Consider the following 18,091-nt stretch of genomic DNA (forward strand, 5'->3'; position numbering starts at 1 on the left):
GTTCAGGAAACAGAATACACAGGAGCAGGCAAGCACATTCAGCCGCAGCTGTCATTTGCAAGATCAAACGGCATAGAAATAAAATTTGGAAATCCAAAAGAAGAAGTACCTGGAACAAACATAATACTGCCAGAACATCCATCAATGATAAAAGCAGAAGATGCAGATTTAACGCACATGAGAAAATCACTGATAAAAAATGCAGTAGCAACATGCAATGTAACACCTAATGATGCTGATATAGCATTTCTTGCAGAAGAGACAAACACAAATGTTGAATTTGTAAAAGAAGTATTAGCTTCATTATAACAAAAAAATGGCCTTACAAAGGCCATTTTTGTTTTCATTCGTGAAGAGCAGCTGTTTAATTCAAATTGATGTTTAAAAAAATCCGTGGGTGGTATAATCAACATATAACGATTTTCAGGAGGAAATATGTATAAAGAAGAATTAGCAATTATTTCACAGGCAGTGTTGAATGAAGTTGAAGGATTTGAATTTTACAAGATGGCAAGCGAAAGAGCATCTTCTGACGGAACAAGGGAAGCTTTTAAGGAACTTGCAAATGAAGAAATGAAGCATGCTGAGTACTTAAGGAAATTGTGGACTCAGTTAAGCGGCGGCGGAGAAATAAAAATAGAAGATATTTTAGGCTCAGGTGTAGTTATTCCATCACCGGAAATATACAGATGGGATAAGGTAGATAAAAATGACGCTTCTGTTGCAATGTCAGTTTTTGGAATTGGAATGCAGATGGAGCAAAGTTCAATTGATTTTTATGAAAAAGCTAAAGAAAAAGTACAATCTCAAGCAAGTAAGGATTTATTTGACATATTATCTGGATGGGAAAGAGTACACCTTCTGCAGTTTAGTGAACAGTATGGTATATTGAAGGAAGATTGGTGGGCAGAACAGGGTTTTGCACCTTTTTAAAAAAATAACGGCAGTTGCAGAGCAACTGCTTTTTTATATACTGAAAGTTTTCTTTCCTAGTATATAAAAAACGGGGATTGCAAAGGACGGGACATCCTTAACCTTAAGGTGGGAGCGGAGTCAAAAACGCGCATGCGTTTTTACGCCGAAGGTGGACATAGGTCTCCCTAGCGGAGTCGCGGAGCAACTTTCTATTGCTATGGATTGAAAAAAATTTCAATATAAGATAATATTATGTAGAATGTTGTTTAAATCAAATAATCAGGAGTGGAAAATGAAGGTATTTTCAGTTATAGGAATATCAAAGTCTGGAAAGACAACAACAATAGAAAACATAATTAAGGAACTTGTCAAAAGAAATTATTCAGTTGGAACGGTAAAAGAAATTCATTTTCACAATTTTAAGATGGATATGGATGGAACAAATACAGACCGGCACAAGAAGGCTGGCTCTAGCCTTATTGCAGCAAGAGGTGCAAATGAAACAAATATAATGTACCAAAGAAAATTGAATTTAAATGAAATTCTAGATTTTTATTCTCATGATTTTGTAATATTGGAGGGTGTAAGGGGTACATGGGCGCCCACCATTGTAACTGCTCACGATGTTCAGGGGATTGAAGACAGAATAAGTGAAACAACATTTGCTTTTTCCGGTGTTATTTCAGGAAATTTAAGTGAATATAAAGGAATACCGGCAATTAATTCCCTTACAGAAATTGAAAAACTTGTGGACTTAATAGAAGAAAAGGTGTTTGAACGCCTTCCTGACATGAAAGATGAATGCTGCATGAAGTGCGGTCACACATGTAAAGAATTAAGTTCATTGATTTTAAAAGGAGAAAAAAGCAGGACTGATTGTGTTTTGAGAGAACAAAATGTAATTTTAAAAGTTAATGGAAAAGAAATAACAATGGTTCCTTTTGTGCAAAAAATTCTTCAAAATTCTGTTGAAGCGGTTGCAGGGGAACTAGACGGTTATTCAGTAAACGGGAACATAGAGCTTTTAATCAAAAGATAATTTACATTAAGCTACGTTAGCAGCATTTTTGTTTTCTGTTTGTACCATAAACATTCAGTAACGTGTATCAGAAACCTTGAATATATTATATAAACAATAAAATGGAGGTTGATATGAGCGCTATTGAATCTAGTTTTAATTCCAGGAACCTCAATCCTTTAGATATATATGTGCTGCCGGGATACACAGTGGAGGTCTTTGCTCAGGGGTTGAATTCACCGGTAAGCATGGTTTTTGATGAAGACGGCAGCATATTAATAGGAGAATCTGGGGAAGTAGACGGAAACGCAAGAGTAATGCGGCTTAGAAACGGCAGCTATGAGGTTATTGCTGAAGGCTTCAATGTTCCCCTTTCTGGAGTGAACGTTCTGAATAAGGATAAATACGTATCTCACAAAGGTTTGATAACATTACTTAAAGAGGATGGAAGAAGATATAATGTAATATCCGGGTTGCCAAGTTTGGGTGATTTTGGAAACAGCCAGGTTGAGTTCAGTATTGATGGAAAAATGTATTTCGGACAAGGTTCGGCGACAAATTCTGGAGTTGTGGGACCTGACAACAGCTGGACTGCATTTCATCCATATTTTCATGATTTTCCGGCAGAAGACATTGAACTGGTTGGACAAAATTTCGTGTCATACAACTTTTTTTCTTATTCTCCAACGGATTACGCATTCACAGGTGCATTTCGTCCTTTTGGAACACCAAACAGGCCTGATTATGTTGTGCTTGGAAACTTAAGGCCCACAAGCTGCATATACAGGTCAGAACTTGACGGTTCAAATCTTGAAGTTTATGCCTGGGGTGTGACACAGCCTTACAGAGTGAAATTTGACAGGTTTAACAGAATGTTTGCCACCAATCTCACATATGATGTGAGAGGAAGCAGGCCCATAAAAGATTGTCCTGATGAGTTTTTATTTATAAATCATGGGTCATGGTATGGATTTCCTGATTTTTGCGGAAACCTTCCTGTTACATTGCCGCAGTTCAGACCTGATGTAGGCCCCCAGCCTGAATTTTTAATGTCAAGGCATCCTATGATACCTACAAAACCCTTTGCAATCATAGAGCCCCATGCGGGAGTGAGAGGGTTTGACTTTGACTACACCCAGGAATTTGGAACATATGGGAATGCTTATGTAGCTTTGTCAGGAAGCATATATCCAGTAACTACAGGAGGGTATCCTCTTCCTGGAGTAGGCAGAAGAATTGTCAGAATCGACATGAACGACGGCAATGTAAGCACATTTGCCATTAACAGAACAGGACTTGGAGCTTCTTTTACTGGAGGTGGCGGATTTGAAAGACCCATGGATGTTGTCTTCGGACCGGACGAAGCCATGTATGTGCTTGATTACAATATGGCTACGCCCATAAATCCAAATCTTTACATTCCAAATACAGGCGTAATATGGAAAATCAGCAGGACATAAATTAATGTTTAGGCTTATTGCAGAATAAAAGCAGACTTAGTCTGCTTTTATTCTGCAAATATATTTCATTAACTCTTTCTATGAAAATCAACATATTCCGTCTCTACTCATTAAATCTGTCAATTGGGCTTGGGGGAATTATGTATGTTTGCTCAGGTGCTCCTGTTTCACCGGCAACTAACGGAACCATGTCAACTTTATAATCGGTTTTTATGCCAGGGAAAATTCGGAAATTTAAAACGTTCACAGTATAATAATTTTCAGCTAAAACTCTCATGCTGTACGTGGTATAGTAATATTGTGAAGTATCCATGGGATCACGTATTACAGGCAGCAAAATATCAGGAACCCTGCCGCTTGAATCTGTTGTTTGTTGAGAATATGACTGAACTTCACCGCCTTCCAACATCCTATATACCGTAACAGATGCGTTTTCAACCGGAAGCGCTCCAAGTGCTGTAAAGACTCTGACAGTCAATGTTCCAGTTTCCGCACTCTCAGGAGTTTCTGACGGAGGCTGTGATGGTGTTTCTAAAGTTTTTACCATCATATTTTTAGCAGTATAAGGTTTTGGAGTGATATATCTATTATTATATTTATAATAATCCATGAAAAAAAGTCACCTCTTAATTTTATGTATTTAAGATATAATATGATAAGAAAAAGATATTGTTAAAGTTAATATTTTCAGTATTAAACAGTTAGATTTAGTCATTGAAAAAATAATGAAAATATAAGATAATATATACAACAAATATCATGATAAGGAGTATTATATGAGCGATCAAATAATATTAAAAGTAAACGGACAAGAGATAGCGATGGTTCCATTTGTGCAAAAAATATTAATGAATACAATTGAAGCTGTTACAAAGGAACTTAATGGCTGCCCTGAAAACGGAGACATAGAAATAAGCATAAAAAGAGAAAAATAAGAAGGAGTGAAAAATGTACATAAAAGCATCTAAGGATTTAATTGAATTTATTAAAAAAAGTCCAAGTGTTTTTCATGCAGTTGATGCATTGAAGACAGAACTTAAGTCAGAAGGATTTGAAGAACTGGCAGAAGGTAAAAAATGGAACATTCAAAAAGGAAGCAAATATTTTGTTACCAGAAATCATTCATCGATCATAGCTTTTAAAGTCGGAGAATATTTAGATGACTACAGCTTCAACATAGTTGCTTCACACTGTGATTCTCCAAGTTTTAAGATTAAGGACAATTATAAAATTGAAGCAAGTAAAAAATATGTCCAGCTAAATACTGAAAAATACGGCGGAATGATTTATTCCACTTGGCTTGACAGGCCTCTTTCTGTTGCAGGAAGAATTATTGCAAAAAACGGAGAAAACTTTGAAACAGTGCTTGTAAACATAGACAAGAACCTTGTTTTGATACCTAATGTCGCAATCCACATGAACAAGGAAATCAACTCCGGCATGAAGTACAACGAACAAGTTGACCTGCTGCCGCTGTACGGAATATGTGCAGAAGGAAAAGACAGCTTCATGGATTTAGTAAGCATCTATGCAGGTGTTCAAAAAGATAACATAATAAGCACAGACTTATTCCTTTACAACAGGACAGAGCCCACTGTATGGGGAGAAAATGACGAGTTCATGTCATCGCCAAAGCTTGACAATCTTCAGTGTGCATATGCAACACTGCAGGGATTTTTAAGAGGAAGCAACACAAAATCAGTCAACGTTTATTGCTGCTTTGACAATGAAGAAGTTGGCAGCGGAACAAAACAAGGTGCAGCATCAACATTTTTGGAGGATGTTCTTAAAAGAATAAATGACAATCTGGGTAAGTCCAGTGAAGAATATCTTTGTGCACTTGCTTCTTCATTTTTGATTTCAGCTGACAATGCACATGCAGTTCATCCAAATCATCCTGAATTAAGTGATCCCACTAACCGTGTGTACATGAACGAAGGGATTGTAATAAAACACAATGCAAACCAGAAATATACCACAGACGCAGTAAGTTCAGCTTTGTTTAAGGAATTCTGCAAAAGAGCAGATGTGCCATACCAAAATTACACTAATCGCTCTGATGTTGCAGGAGGAAGTACACTTGGAAACATTGCATCATCAAAAGTTAGCATAAACATGGTTGATATAGGTCTTGCACAGCTTTCCATGCATTCATCCTACGAAACTGCCGGTATAAAAGACACATTGTATTTAATTAAAGCTTCAGAAGAATTTTTCAATTCACACATTACAGAAAAGTCATCTGGTGTTTTGTCTGTGACAAAGTAACAAGATGAATAGGAATAGGTGGACATATGAAAGAATATAAAAGACAATATCCGATTTTTTCTTTATGTGGTCTTAATTGCGGCTTGTGCCCAAGATACCACACAGACGGACATTCAAAATGTCCCGGATGCGGAGGCGAAGAGTTCCATTTAAAGCATCCCACATGTTCTGTCATCACATGCAGCAAAAATCATGACAATGTAGAATATTGTTTTCAGTGCACTTCTTTTCCATGCCCAAAATACAGGGAAGAAAGCAACAAAGATTCTTTCATCACTTATAAAAATGTTCTTTTGGATTTCAAGAAAGCAGAAAGTGCGGGCATTGAAAAATATATAGAAATTTTAAATGAAAAAATAAAAATATTTCAATATCTCATGGAAAATTTCAATGACGGAAGAAGAAAAAACTTTTACTGCACAGCAGTTAACTTGCTCGAAATTGAAGATTTAAGAGAAGTCTTACTTTCAATAAATAATCTTGATGTTCAAGATGAACAGAAAACAAAAAAAGCTGTTTTTCTCATTGAAAAAAAGGCAAAAGATAAAAATATAGAGCTTAAGTTAAGAAAATAAAGACCCTTCAAGGGTCTTTTATTCTATCTTGCAGCCTGTTTGCTCTATTCGCTGCCTTATTATGCTTTCTTCTGCAAGATCTCCATATCCAACTTCTATGGATCCTCTTCCAATATCAATATTTATCATTTTAACACCTGGAATTTCGCTGAGGGCGTTTTTTATTTGTGTCTTCATTTCAGTGTTTTGCAGTCTGTCAACGTTGTAATGAACTTTATTCATAATATTAATTCCTTTCAAAGTATTTAAATTAGTATTTGTTTAAAACATAAAAAATATTAAAAGTTTAACAGCATATTAAAAAGGGTATAAAAGGTAAAAATAAAAGGTGATGAAATGGATAACTTTAAGGTCATTGAATGTGCTAAAAACATATTGCAAAAAAAATAAATTAAATTACAGAATGATTGAAGATATAGATGTACAGCAATCAGTTTGTTTCAGGAGGTGTTTATGCTTATAACATCAATGTTAAGGGTTGTTCTGACCCGCTCATTAAAGCCGTTTGTTTTTACGGGGAGAAACGAGAATAAACTTAAATTTGATTCTCTTGAAGATCTGGGATTGTACGTTCATATTCCATTTTGCAGGAGTATCTGTAGGTTCTGTCCTTATTTCAAGGAAGTATATGACAAACATAAGGCTGAATCATATAAGAAAGCACTGCTAAAGGAAATAGACATTGTGTGCAGAAATCTTAAGGAGAAAAAGAATGCTGCAAGCCTGTACTTTGGAGGAGGTACTCCTGCACTCATGATAGATGACATGAAAGAAATTATTGACAAGCTTAAAAATTATTTCATCATTGAAGGCAGCATAGGCGTTGAACTTCATCCGGAAGATATTAAAGAATCAACACTTGATAAATTGAAGAATATTGGTATAAATATGGTGAGTATAGGAATTCAGTCTTTTGATGAAAAATGTCTGCAAAGGCTGGGAAGAAAAAATGATCTTTTTGAAGAAAAGCTGAATCTCGTCAAAAGTTATGAATTTGATGTTGTTGATGTTGACTTGATTTTTGCTATTCCAGGTCAGACGGACAAAATTCTGCTGAAAGACATTACGGCTGCATTTGATAACGGAGCCACTCAAGTTTCAACATACCCTTTCATAGATTTCACTTTTGCAGACAACGACTATAAGGCAATGCCGGAAAAAACAAAAAAAAGGATGCTTAAAAAACTTACAGAATTCTGCAGCAACATTAATATAGAAAGAACTTCTGTTTGGACATTTGCAAAGAAAGGAACAAAGCGCTATTCTTCAGTTACGAGAGATAATTTTCTTGGTTTTGGTGTGTCAGCAGCAACACTTTTAAAGAATACATTTAAAATAAACACATTTTCAATTTCTGAGTACATAAAAAGAATAAACAACAGCATTCTTCCATCTTCATTGACTCTGTATTTCACAAAAAGGCAAAGAGCAGTATATTATTTGTTCTGGAGCGCTTACTCCTTAAAAATTGATATTCAGAAATTTGAAAAAATCATCGGAGAATCCATTGATAAGATGTTCGGCTTTGAACTTTTACTGGCTGAAAAATTAAATCTCTTAGTTAAAAACAAAGATTTCTATGAGCTAACACCGAAATCTTCATACTGGTATCATATTATTGAACAATCTTACACAAGAAAATACATCGACAAAGTATGGAATGTTTCTAGAAAAGAAGCATTCCCAGGCAAAATAGTCTTAAGATAAAGTTACTATATTATGAATAGGAAATTGCATAATTCGATTGGCAAAATATTGGAGGTAATTATGCTTTCGAAAATTAAGACCTGTGTTTTGTATGGACTTGAAGGATATGAAATTGATGTGGAAACAGACTTATCAGGAGGACTTCCGAATTTTAGCATTGTGGGACTTCCTGATATTTCAATTAAGGAATCGAAGGAAAGAGTTCGCTCAGCAGTTAAGAACAGCGGATACAGCTTTCCTGTAAGCAGGATTACCGTTAATCTAGCTCCTGCAAATTTGAAAAAGGAAGGAAGCCAGATTGACCTTCCTATTGCTGTGGGAATTCTTGCAGCCAGCAAGATTATAAAGGAAAAAATCGGCAATAAGACAATAATTATAGGAGAATTGTCCCTGGACGGCAAAATTACCGCTGTTGAAGGGGCACTGCCCATGGTAATATCCATGAGGAACAATAATTTTGAAAGAATAATAATTCCTGAAGACAACAAGGAAGAATGTGGCGCCATAGAAGGAATAGAAGTAGTGCCAGTCAATAATTTAATCAGATTGGTTGAATATCTTAACAAAGAAATTGAAATAGATCCATTTAAAAATGATTATGAAAAATTTAATCAACTCGAAGTTTTCAATGAAGATTTTTCAGAAATTAAGGGACAGCCTGCCATGAAAAGAGCTGTAGAAATCGCCGCTGCAGGAATGCACAACGTGTTGCTCCTTGGATCACCGGGCTCAGGCAAGACTATGATAGCAAGAAGAATTCCAACCATACTTCCTGATTTAACATTTGAAGAGTCCCTAGAAGTTACAAAAATATACAGCATATCCGGTTTGTTGTCAGGCAAAGGTCTCATAAGGAAACGACCTTTCCGTTCACCTCATCACACCTCCTCACGAGTTGCAATGGCTGGAGGCGGTTCAAAGCCAAGCCCTGGAGAAGTATCCCTGGCTCACTACGGCGTCTTGTTTCTCGATGAAATCCCAGAGTTTCCTAAAAATGTGCTGGAAGTTTTAAGGCAGCCCATGGAAGACGGGAAAATTTCCATATCACGGGCCAATGGTTCTTTTACATTTCCTGCTAAATTTATGTTTGTAGCCGCTATGAATCCGTGCTGCTGCGGGTACCTGGGCGATTCAACTCATGAATGCACATGCACCCAAAGTCAGATTGACAAATACCTTGGGAAAATTTCTGGTCCCTTGTTAAACCGCATCGACATACAGGTTGAAGTTTCTCCGGTAAAATATGAAGATTTGAAAAATACAAATGAAGAGGAATCTTCATCTGAAATCAAAAAAAGAATAATAAATGCACGCAATATCCAAAAGGAAAGATATAAGGAAATTGGTATCATAACAAATTCTGAGCTTTCAGGAAGATATATTTCTAAATACTGCAAAACAAACAGTGAATCAGAAAGTCTTCTAAAAAGTGCCTTTGAAACACTTGGTTTAAGCGCCAGGGCATACAACAAAATATTGAAGGTAGCAAGAACAATTGCTGATTTGGAAGGCTGTGAGAATATAAAAACCATCCATGTGGCAGAAGCAATTCAGTATAGAAACCTTGACAGGAAGTACTGGAGGTAATATGGACTGCTTAAGCATAAATCAAAAAACCATTGGCTGGCTAAATTCTGCCAGAGGAATATCAAACGGAAAAATAGAAAAATTACTTAACTATTTTGAAGGAAACACAACATATCTGTGGGATAATTTTGAATGTGAGAAAAAGAATTTGCAGCTAAAGGAAGAAATCATAATAGAACTTTCAAGAACAAAGGACAGCTTTGAAGAAAACATGCTTAAAAAATTAAATGAACATAATGCTTTTGCCGTGACCATTTTTGATGAAACTTACCCCTTGCTGCTTAAGGAAATAGTATTGCCGCCTTACATTTTGTATTGCAGGGGAAGCATAAAAAACATAGACAATCTTTCAATTGCAGTTGTAGGTTCCAGAAAGGCAACAAGTTATGGAAAATGGGCTACAGAAAAATTCACCAGGGAACTTTCCGAAATTGGAGTTAATATAGTAAGCGGTCTTGCTGCAGGAATTGATTCAGTAGCACACAAAACAGCACTGAAATGCGGTGCAAAAACAATAGGTGTAATTGGCTGTGGAATAGATGTTGTGTATCCTAAAATCAATGAGCAACTGTACAATGAAATTGCTGAAAAAGACGGTGCTGTAATTACGGAATATTTTTTCGGCATGCAGCCCATGCCTAACAACTTTCATGACAGAAACCGCATAATAAGCGGATTATCCCATGGAGTGCTTGTCATTGAAGCACAGGAAAGAAGCGGAACATTAATTACAGCAGGGCATGCGGCAGACCAGGGGAGAGAAATATTTGCAGTTCCCGGCAACATTGACAGCATCTACAGCAAGGGAACAAATGCTCTTATAAGAGACGGAGCTAAAATTACATCTTCTTTGGATGATATAATAGAAGAAATTCCTCTGCTAAAAGAAAAATCTGCAAAAAAGAACAGCATAGACTTAACATGTTTAAGCAGTGATGAAATGAAAGTCATAAAAAGCATTTTGTCAGGAAACAAGACTGTTTATGAAATTGCAGGAGAAACAGGATTGGAAACTCCTCTTTTGTTAAGCATTCTTACATTTCTTGAAATGAAGGGCAAAATAACAAAGATTTCAGGAAACAAATTTTCGCTTAATCAATAAAAGAATATTTGCTTACAGTTTAAACCAATTAACATAAAGTATTGCAGATATAATTAAAGGATAAATTTTTAGAATATAGAATTGTTTCGCTTAAAAATTTTATATTTTACGTAATATAACGGGGGGATAAAATTCTCTTACTCAAAAGAATCAAATTAATAAAAGAAGGAAATATGCTTGTAATCATGTCGAAAATTGTTGGAAATATAAACATGAAAATATATCTTTATTTCTAAAATATGGTATAATATAACAAATAACAGGGATATAGGGGTATATTATGGAATTAGGTCAATCTTTGAGCAAAAATAACAATAAAGATGAAAACGATTACAGACTTATAATTTATGTTTTTGTAATTACATGGTTGTACTTTCTTCATTTTAATAATTTCTATATGTTTCACAGCTTCATAGAAATATTCAGTGCTGTAATTTGTTTCGGCATATTTATGTTTTCCCTGAACACCTACAAATTTTCAAAAAATGATTTTTTCGCTTTTTTAGGATACGGGTATTTATTTGTAGGAATGCTTGATATATTGCATGCATTTTCTTATGAGTCCATGGGCATATTTCCAGGTGCTTCAGCCGATATGGTTGTTAGATTTTGGGTAGCAGCAAGATTGTTCGAAGCTGCAACTTTGTTGATGTCAAGTTTGTTCTTGTATAATAAAATCAGTCATGAAAAATTAAACATGGTTCAAATAATTTACTTTACAGCATTTGTCTTCTCTGTGCTGGATATTATGTATTTCAATTTTTTGCCTGACAGCTGGGATAATGGAAAGACTGAGTTTAAACTGGTCATGGAATATTTTATTACCACGGTACTTATTATAAGTCTTTTTCATTTTTTTAAGGCCAGAAAATCTATAGATTCCAATTTGTTTTTTTATCTTGAATTATCAATGGTACTGAAAATAATTTCTGAAATATTAATATCACTTTATTCATTTAATACAGACATTATGTTTTCACTTGGACACATAATAAAAGTTGTATCATTTTTCCTAATGTACAAGGGAATAGTTGAAAACGGACTTCAGAGGCCTTATGAGAAGCTGATACACAATCTGGATATGGAGGAAAACTACCGCAAACATATTGAAGATGCAATACTTAAAAATGAAAAGTGTTACGATCTTATAATAGACCGCTCGGGAGACGGTATAGTGATTCACAAGAATAATAAAATCATATATGCAAATTCAACTTTTGCTTTAAATGTTGGAGCTGGAGAAATATCAAGCATTATGGGAAGAAACATCTGGGACTTTATTCATGATGACAAAACTGAAATGACAAAAGATCATTTTATGAATATTGAAAACAATCATTTAAATTTTCCATTTGAAGAAATTAAGTTGTTAAATATCCAAGGTGTTGAAGTAGGAGCAGAATGCAGCTTCAATTATATCATGTACAGAGGAGAACCTGCAGTCATGACCATATTCAGGGGATTCAGTTCTCAGGAAAGAATAATATCACTTAAGAACGACATAGCAGAAGGAGAAAAGAAACTTGAGCAATCTAACGAGTACAACACGCTGATGACGGAATTTTTCACGAATATATCCCATGAGCTTAAAACACCGCTTAACATAATACTGGGTACAATACAGCTTCTTGAAATGCCGGTAAAAGAAAAGCTGCCGGATTCATGTGAGTATAGAAAGAGCAGGTATCTGAGAATAATGAAGCAAAATACTTTCAGGCTCATAAGGCTTATTAATAACCTTATTGATATTTCTAAATATGATTCGAAATATTTGAAATTGGACATGCACAACCATGACATCGTAAAAATTGCAGAAGACATTTCAGTGTCGGTAAGCGAAAATTTCAAATCTAAAGGCGTTAAAATCATTTTTGACACGGATACAGAAGAAAAAGTAATGGCAGTGGATGAAGATAAACTTGAAAGGATACTGTTAAATTTGCTTTCAAATGCTGTAAAGTTTACAAATAACGGCGGCGAAATAATGGTAAATGTTGAAGACCACGAAGATTTTGTGCGCATAAGTGTGAAGGATACAGGTATTGGCATACCAAAGGACAAGCTAGATGCTATTTTTGACAGGTTCTGCCAGGTTGACAGGTCTTTAACCCGAAACAGGGAAGGAAGCGGAATAGGTTTGTCATTGGTCAAGACTCTTGTTGAAATGCACGGAGGAAAAATTATGGTCAACAGCACTGTGGGGGAAGGAAGCGAATTTATTTTTGATTTGCCGGTCATTGTCTTGGACGAAAAACAAGTCAGTGACGCAATATTTTATGACAGCAAAATAGACAAAATAAATATAGAATTTTCTGATATTTATTCCTTGGAATACTGATTAAAAAGTTTTTAAATGAATAAATATATGATACATATTTTTTGTAATAATAATGAATGATGAGTCTTTTGCTTAATTGATAAGCTATTGACAAATAAAAAAATCTATTATATGTTATAATAGAATTATACGGTAATTATTGTTAAAATTAAACGTATACGAGGTATTGGAGGAAAAATGAATAATTTGTTAATAGTTGAATCTCCGGCAAAAGCAAAGACAATTGCTAAGTTTCTAGGAAAAAACTATACTGTTAAAGCTTCGGTTGGTCATGTGAGAGATTTGCCCAAAAGCAAGCTTGGCATTGATGTTGATAATAATTTTGAACCTAACTATATTACCATAAGAGGTAAAGGGGATGTAATAAAGGAACTTAAAAAGGAAGCAAAAAAGGCAGACAACGTGTATCTTGCAACGGACCCTGACCGAGAAGGTGAAGCAATTTCATGGCATCTGGCTAAAATACTCAATCTTGATGAAAGCAAGGATATAAGAGTAGAGTTCAATGAAATTACTAAGGAAGCCATAAAAAAAGCAAGCAAGAATCCCAGAAAAATAAATATTGATCTTGTTGATGCCCAGCAAGCCAGGAGAATTCTAGACAGATTGGTTGGTTATAATATAAGCCCTCTGTTGTGGAAAAAGATTGAAAAGGGATTGAGTGCCGGAAGAGTACAGTCTGTTGCATTGAAACTTGTAATAGACAGAGAAAGAGAAATAATGGATTTTGTTCCTGAAGAATACTGGACACTGGAACTTGAAGTTAAAAAAAATAAAAAAAAGTTTATTGCCAAGTATGCGGGAATTCTTAAAAATGATAAGTTAAGCAAAATAAAAATAAAAAATGAAGATGAAGTAAAAGAAATCATAAATAGTATGGATACGGAAAAAATATCCGTCTATAAAACTGAAAAAACAAAGAGCTATTCAAAACCAAGCGCTCCTTTTACAACAAGCACCCTGCAGCAGGAAGCAAACAGAAGGCTTAACTTCCCGGCAAAGAAAACAATGATGATTGCGCAGCAGCTCTACGAGGGAATCAACATTAAGGGAGAAGGAAGCGTAGGTTTGGTTACATACATCAGGACTGACTCATTCAGACTTTCTGACGAAGCAGTGACAATGGCCAAGGATTACATAGTTTCAAACTACGGTGATAAATACTACATGAACAGGGTGTTCACAAAGCCTAAGAAAAATGAAAACAAGGTTCAGGATGCCCATGAAGCCATAAGGCCAACATATGTAAACAAAAATCCTGATCTCATCAAGGACAGCCTTTCATCAGACCAATACAAGCTTTACAGCCTCATATGGAAAAGATTTATTGCATGTCAGATGGTTGATGCAGAATATGATGTTACAAAGGTTCTTTTAGACGGAAACGGAAATATTTTTGAAGCAAGTGGTAAAATATTGGTTTTCGACGGGTATAAAAAAGTCTACAAGTATTCAGATGATTCGGAAAGCAAGCTTCTTCCGGAAGTTGAGAAAAGTGAGATGTTAGAAATCAGCCAGATATCTCCGGAGCAGCACTTCACACAGCCACCTGCAAGATACACGGAAGCAAGCCTTATAAAGGATCTTGAAGAAAGAGGAATAGGAAGGCCAAGCACATATGCTCCTACAATAACAACCATTACAAGCAGGGAATATATAGTCAAGGACAAAGGCAGTCTTTTTCCTACTGACATGGGATTTCTTGTTACTGAAATGATGGAAAAGTATTTTTCCAAGGTAATAAATGAAAAGTTTACAGCTGAAATGGAAAATATGCTTGATGAAGTTGCTTCCGGTAAGGTTGAATGGCATGAAGTAATAAATGAGTTTTACAAGGACTTTAAAGAAGAACTTGACGTTGCCGAAAAGGAAATGGAAGAAATTGAAATTAAGGATGAAGTAAGCGATGTACAGTGCGAGAACTGCGGTGCCTTCATGGTTATTAAGAAGGGAAGGTATGGTAAATTTCTGGCATGCCCAAACTATCCGGAGTGCAAGAATACAAAACCTCTGGGAGGCAAAGAGGCTGTTGAGGAAACTGATGAAGTTTGCGAAGTTTGCGGAGCTAAGATGCTCAAAAGAAAAGGAAGATACGGTGAGTTTCTTGCCTGTTCAAATTATCCTAGCTGCAAGACCACTAAGCCTATAGTAAAAACAATAGATGTGAATTGTCCCAAGTGCGACGGCAAGATTGCAATTAAGTTTTCCAAGGCTGGAAGAAGGTTTTTTGGATGTACAAATTATCCTGAGTGCAATTTCATGTCATGGCTTGAACCAACAAAAGAAAAATGTCCTGTGTGCGGTGAGATGATGGTTATTAAAGATAACAAGATAACATGCATCAATAAAAAATGCGGGAAAACAGAAGAATAAGTTTTAATAATTTGACTTTATGCAGCTTTCAATAAAATATGCAATTAATTTACAATTTGTTGTTGCAATTGAAAAATGGCTGTGTTATACTAAACATAATTACGCACAGATTTAGATTGTGCAGGAGTTGTGCCGAAAGGTCTTCTGCACGGGATGATATTTCTGGAGGTAAAACAAAAGGAGGAAAAAATAATGGCAATAATTAGCATGAAAAAATTGCTGGAAGCAGGAGTTCACTTTGGTCATCAGACAAGAAGATGGAACCCTAAGATGGCAGAGTACATTTTTACAGAAAGAAACGGTATCTACATAATCGACTTGCAGAAAACAAGCGATAAAGTAGACGAAGCTTACAACTTTGTTAAAGAAGTTGTTGCAAGCGGAGAAGAAGTATTGTTCGTTGGAACAAAAAAACAAGCTCAGGAATCAACTAAATCAGAAGCTGCAAGATGCGGAATGCACTTTGTAAGCCAAAGATGGTTGGGTGGTATGCTTACAAACTACCAGACAATCAGAAGAAGAATTGACAGACTCAATGAGTTGAAGAGAATGGAAGAAGACGGAACATTTGCTCTTTTAACTAAGAAAGAAGTTATAAAGTTGAAAGGTGAAGCTGAAAGACTTGAAAAATTCTTAGGCGGAATCAAGAACATGGAAAAACTTCCTGGAGCATTGTTCATAGTTGACCCTAGAAAAGAAAGAATAGCTGTTCAGGAAGCTAAAATATTGGGAATACCAGTTGTTGCAATAGTTGACACTAACTGCGATCCTGATGAAGTAGACTATGTAATCCCTGGAAATGATGATGCTATCAGAGCCGTAAAACTTTTAACAGCTACAATTGCTGATGCTATCCTTGAAGGAAGACAAGGCGTTCAGTTGACTGAAGAAGAAGTTGAAGATGAAGTATCAGAAGAAGAACTTGAAAAAGTTGAAGAAACAGAAATAGAAGAATAAAAATAAAAAATAAAATAAAAATCAAAGTAAGGGGTTAGGAATTTTTTCCTTACGCCTTGCTTTTTTAAATTTTGGAGGTATTTAAATGGAAGTTACAGCTTCAATGGTAAAAGAACTAAGAGATAAAACTAATGCAGGTATGATGGACTGCAAAAAAGCCTTAAAAGAAACAGATGGAGACATGGAAAAAGCAATAGACTATTTGAGAGAAAAAGGACTTTCTCAAGCAGCTAAAAAAGCTGACAGAATTGCAGCAGAAGGTCTTACAACTGCTATAATTTCTGCAGACGGAAAAACAGGTGTTGTAGTAGAAGTAAACTCAGAAACTGACTTCGTTGCAAAAAATGAAGAATTCCATAACTTTGTACAGGACGTTGCTAAGGTTGTAGTTGAAAATACTCCTGCAGACGTTGAAGCGTTAAAAGCTGTTGTTCTTGAATCAGGCAAGACTGTTCAGGAAACATTGACTGACAAAATCGCTAAAATAGGCGAAAACATGTCAATCAGAAGATTTGCAGCTGAAAAAGTAAACAACGGAGCAGTTGTAGGCTACATTCACGGCGGCGGAAAAATTTCTGTTATAGTTGCTCTTGAATCAGAAGGAGACAAAGAAGCTCTTGAAGTTCTTGGAAAAGACCTTGCAATGCAGGTTGCAGCTATGAATCCTAAATACATATCTACTGATGATGTTGATCAGGAATTCATTGCACATGAAAGAGAAGTTCTTATTGCTCAGGCATTAAATGAAGGAAAACCACAAAACATTGTTGAAAAAATGGTTGAAGGAAGACTTCAGAAAGAATTGAAAGAAGTATGTTTGTTGGAACAAGCATTTGTTAAAGATGGTGATTTAACAGTAAAGAAAGTTATTGCAAACACAGCTGCTAAATTAGGAAAAGACATAAAAATTGCCGGAGTTCAAAGATTTGAAGTTGGCGAAGGCATTGAAAAGAAATCAGAAAACTTTGCTGATGAAGTTGCAAAACAAATGGGTAAATAATCCTGATAGAAAATGATACAAATGGAGAACTTTTTTAAGTTCTCCATTAATAAAAATACAGTCTTCAGGAGGATAAGATGGATTGCAAATATAAGAGAATAATATTAAAAATAAGTGGAGAAGCTTTATCCGGCAATGCTGGTCATGGCATAAGCCCTGAAATAGTATCTAGAATTTCTAATGTTGTGAAGAATGTCATAAACATGGGAGTTGAAGTTGCTATAGTAGTCGGAGGAGGAAACTTCTGGAGAGGTGCAAGTGCTAAAGACATGGACAGAACAACTTCTGATTACATGGGAATGCTGGGCACAATAATCAACGGACTTGCTTTGCAGGATGCTTTAGAAAAGATTGGCGTGGAAACCAGAGTTCAGACTGCTATAGAAATGCGACAAATAGCAGAGCCTTACATCAGGAGAAGAGCAGTACGTCACTTGGAAAAAGGCAGAGTTGTTATTTTTTCCGGTGGTTCCGGAAATCCATATTTTTCAACTGACACTACAGCAGCATTAAGAGCTGCAGAAATAAATGCAGATATAATACTCCTTGCTAAAAACGGCGTAGACGGTGTCTACAGCGATGATCCTAACAAAAATCCGGATTCAGTGAAGTATGACGAGCTCAATTACATAGATGTGTTGAATAAAGGTTTGAAAATAATGGACTCCACAGCAACGTCATTGTGTATGGATAACAAAATTCCTATTTTGGTCTTTGGAATTGAACAACCGGAAAGCATCGAAAAGATTGTAATGGGAGATAATATAGGAACAATAATCAAGGAGGCGTAG

General features: G+C 35.6%; 16 protein-coding genes and 1 pseudogene. 15 read left to right on the top strand and 2 right to left on the bottom strand.

The genetic code is table 11. From position 1 onward, the window contains the following. The 4 genes and pseudogenes from LY60_RS17935 to LY60_RS02945 form a co-directional block, all read left to right on the top strand. Nucleotides 1–309: pseudogene (locus tag LY60_RS17935) on the top strand (2-amino-4-oxopentanoate thiolase subunit OrtB); the annotation flags it as partial. Between the two features lie 126 nt (nucleotides 310–435). Beyond that, nucleotides 436–933, top strand: a complete 498-nt coding sequence (locus LY60_RS02935) for a ferritin-like domain-containing protein (protein ID WP_145079801.1) — start codon at nucleotides 436–438, stop codon at nucleotides 931–933. A gap of 274 nt (nucleotides 934–1,207) precedes the next feature. Then, complete coding sequence (gene mobB, locus LY60_RS02940; RefSeq protein ID WP_145079804.1) at nucleotides 1,208–1,954, top strand: molybdopterin-guanine dinucleotide biosynthesis protein B; 747 nt, start codon at nucleotides 1,208–1,210, stop codon at nucleotides 1,952–1,954. A gap of 113 nt (nucleotides 1,955–2,067) precedes the next feature. Continuing rightward, the gene (locus LY60_RS02945) at nucleotides 2,068–3,393 is read left to right on the top strand and encodes a PQQ-dependent sugar dehydrogenase family protein (protein WP_145079807.1); all 1,326 of its coding nucleotides are present in this window, start codon (nucleotides 2,068–2,070) and stop codon (nucleotides 3,391–3,393) included. Between the two features lie 103 nt (nucleotides 3,394–3,496). Here LY60_RS02945 and LY60_RS02950 read toward each other — a convergent pair whose 3' ends face one another. Beyond that, complete coding sequence (locus tag LY60_RS02950; protein WP_145079810.1) at nucleotides 3,497–4,003, bottom strand: peptidase associated/transthyretin-like domain-containing protein; 507 nt, start codon at nucleotides 4,001–4,003, stop codon at nucleotides 3,497–3,499. Between the two features lie 166 nt (nucleotides 4,004–4,169). Here LY60_RS02950 and LY60_RS17940 point away from each other — a divergent pair, with 166 nt between their 5' ends. The 3 genes from LY60_RS17940 to LY60_RS02960 are packed head-to-tail and all read left to right on the top strand — an operon-like array spanning nucleotide 4,170 to nucleotide 6,236. Beyond that, nucleotides 4,170–4,328, top strand: a complete 159-nt coding sequence (locus LY60_RS17940) for a hypothetical protein (RefSeq protein WP_170226092.1) — start codon at nucleotides 4,170–4,172, stop codon at nucleotides 4,326–4,328. 13 nt (nucleotides 4,329–4,341) lie between these two features. After that, complete coding sequence (locus LY60_RS02955) at nucleotides 4,342–5,661, top strand: M18 family aminopeptidase (RefSeq protein WP_145079813.1); 1,320 nt, start codon at nucleotides 4,342–4,344, stop codon at nucleotides 5,659–5,661. A 26-nt stretch (nucleotides 5,662–5,687) separates the two neighbouring features. Beyond that, complete coding sequence (locus LY60_RS02960) at nucleotides 5,688–6,236, top strand: DUF3795 domain-containing protein (RefSeq protein WP_145079816.1); 549 nt, start codon at nucleotides 5,688–5,690, stop codon at nucleotides 6,234–6,236. Nucleotides 6,237–6,254: 18 nt separating this feature from the next. Here LY60_RS02960 and LY60_RS02965 read toward each other — a convergent pair whose 3' ends face one another. Further along, entirely contained in the window at nucleotides 6,255–6,458 is a 204-nt protein-coding gene (locus tag LY60_RS02965) for a heavy-metal-associated domain-containing protein (RefSeq protein WP_145079819.1), read from the bottom strand. A 231-nt stretch (nucleotides 6,459–6,689) separates the two neighbouring features. On the opposite strand from LY60_RS02965, the gene LY60_RS02970 reads away from it, so the two are divergent. From LY60_RS02970 to pyrH, 8 genes are all read left to right on the top strand, one after another. Beyond that, nucleotides 6,690–7,943 carry a radical SAM protein gene (locus tag LY60_RS02970; RefSeq protein WP_145079822.1) on the top strand — a complete coding sequence of 418 codons (1,254 nt, stop codon included), beginning with the start codon at nucleotides 6,690–6,692 and terminating at the stop codon, nucleotides 7,941–7,943. Between the two features lie 60 nt (nucleotides 7,944–8,003). Then, complete coding sequence (locus tag LY60_RS02975; RefSeq protein ID WP_145079825.1) at nucleotides 8,004–9,530, top strand: YifB family Mg chelatase-like AAA ATPase; 1,527 nt, start codon at nucleotides 8,004–8,006, stop codon at nucleotides 9,528–9,530. A 1-nt stretch (nucleotide 9,531) separates the two neighbouring features. Further along, nucleotides 9,532–10,632: a DNA-processing protein DprA gene (gene dprA, locus LY60_RS02980; RefSeq protein WP_145079828.1), complete on the top strand. Its 1,101-nt coding sequence runs from the start codon at nucleotides 9,532–9,534 to the stop codon at nucleotides 10,630–10,632. A 280-nt stretch (nucleotides 10,633–10,912) separates the two neighbouring features. After that, nucleotides 10,913–12,970, top strand: coding sequence for an MASE3 domain-containing sensor histidine kinase (locus LY60_RS02985; protein ID WP_145079831.1), 2,058 nt, complete (start codon nucleotides 10,913–10,915; stop codon nucleotides 12,968–12,970). Between the two features lie 177 nt (nucleotides 12,971–13,147). Beyond that, entirely contained in the window at nucleotides 13,148–15,343 is a 2,196-nt protein-coding gene (topA, locus tag LY60_RS02990) for a type I DNA topoisomerase (RefSeq protein WP_145079834.1), read from the top strand. A 192-nt stretch (nucleotides 15,344–15,535) separates the two neighbouring features. Further along, nucleotides 15,536–16,300, top strand: coding sequence for a 30S ribosomal protein S2 (rpsB, locus tag LY60_RS02995; protein WP_145079837.1), 765 nt, complete (start codon nucleotides 15,536–15,538; stop codon nucleotides 16,298–16,300). 85 nt (nucleotides 16,301–16,385) lie between these two features. After that, nucleotides 16,386–17,300, top strand: a complete 915-nt coding sequence (gene tsf, locus LY60_RS03000) for a translation elongation factor Ts (RefSeq protein WP_145079840.1) — start codon at nucleotides 16,386–16,388, stop codon at nucleotides 17,298–17,300. Nucleotides 17,301–17,377: 77 nt separating this feature from the next. Further along, nucleotides 17,378–18,091 carry a UMP kinase gene (gene pyrH, locus LY60_RS03005; protein WP_019226967.1) on the top strand — a complete coding sequence of 238 codons (714 nt, stop codon included), beginning with the start codon at nucleotides 17,378–17,380 and terminating at the stop codon, nucleotides 18,089–18,091.

This window comes from Sedimentibacter saalensis (assembly GCF_007830175.1).
GTDB lineage: Bacteria > Bacillota > Clostridia > Tissierellales > Sedimentibacteraceae > Sedimentibacter > Sedimentibacter saalensis.

Excerpts from the sequence above, each read along its gene's own strand:
- mobB (WP_145079804.1), top strand. The coding sequence starts at position 1,208 with ATGAAGGTATTTTCAGTTATAGGAATATCAAAGTCTGGAAAGACAACA.
- pyrH (WP_019226967.1), top strand. The coding sequence starts at position 17,378 with ATGGATTGCAAATATAAGAGAATAATATTAAAAATAAGTGGAGAAGCT.
- LY60_RS02945 (WP_145079807.1), top strand. The coding sequence starts at position 2,068 with ATGAGCGCTATTGAATCTAGTTTTAATTCCAGGAACCTCAATCCTTTA.
- LY60_RS17940 (WP_170226092.1), top strand. The coding sequence starts at position 4,170 with ATGAGCGATCAAATAATATTAAAAGTAAACGGACAAGAGATAGCGATG.
- rpsB (WP_145079837.1), top strand. The coding sequence starts at position 15,536 with ATGGCAATAATTAGCATGAAAAAATTGCTGGAAGCAGGAGTTCACTTT.
- LY60_RS02975 (WP_145079825.1), top strand. The coding sequence starts at position 8,004 with ATGCTTTCGAAAATTAAGACCTGTGTTTTGTATGGACTTGAAGGATAT.
- LY60_RS02965 (WP_145079819.1), bottom strand. The coding sequence starts at position 6,458 with ATGAATAAAGTTCATTACAACGTTGACAGACTGCAAAACACTGAAATG.
- LY60_RS02960 (WP_145079816.1), top strand. The coding sequence starts at position 5,688 with ATGAAAGAATATAAAAGACAATATCCGATTTTTTCTTTATGTGGTCTT.
- tsf (WP_145079840.1), top strand. The coding sequence starts at position 16,386 with ATGGAAGTTACAGCTTCAATGGTAAAAGAACTAAGAGATAAAACTAAT.
- LY60_RS02935 (WP_145079801.1), top strand. The coding sequence starts at position 436 with ATGTATAAAGAAGAATTAGCAATTATTTCACAGGCAGTGTTGAATGAA.
- dprA (WP_145079828.1), top strand. The coding sequence starts at position 9,532 with ATGGACTGCTTAAGCATAAATCAAAAAACCATTGGCTGGCTAAATTCT.
- topA (WP_145079834.1), top strand. The coding sequence starts at position 13,148 with ATGAATAATTTGTTAATAGTTGAATCTCCGGCAAAAGCAAAGACAATT.
- LY60_RS02970 (WP_145079822.1), top strand. The coding sequence starts at position 6,690 with ATGCTTATAACATCAATGTTAAGGGTTGTTCTGACCCGCTCATTAAAG.
- LY60_RS02955 (WP_145079813.1), top strand. The coding sequence starts at position 4,342 with ATGTACATAAAAGCATCTAAGGATTTAATTGAATTTATTAAAAAAAGT.
- LY60_RS02950 (WP_145079810.1), bottom strand. The coding sequence starts at position 4,003 with ATGGATTATTATAAATATAATAATAGATATATCACTCCAAAACCTTAT.
- LY60_RS02985 (WP_145079831.1), top strand. The coding sequence starts at position 10,913 with ATGGAATTAGGTCAATCTTTGAGCAAAAATAACAATAAAGATGAAAAC.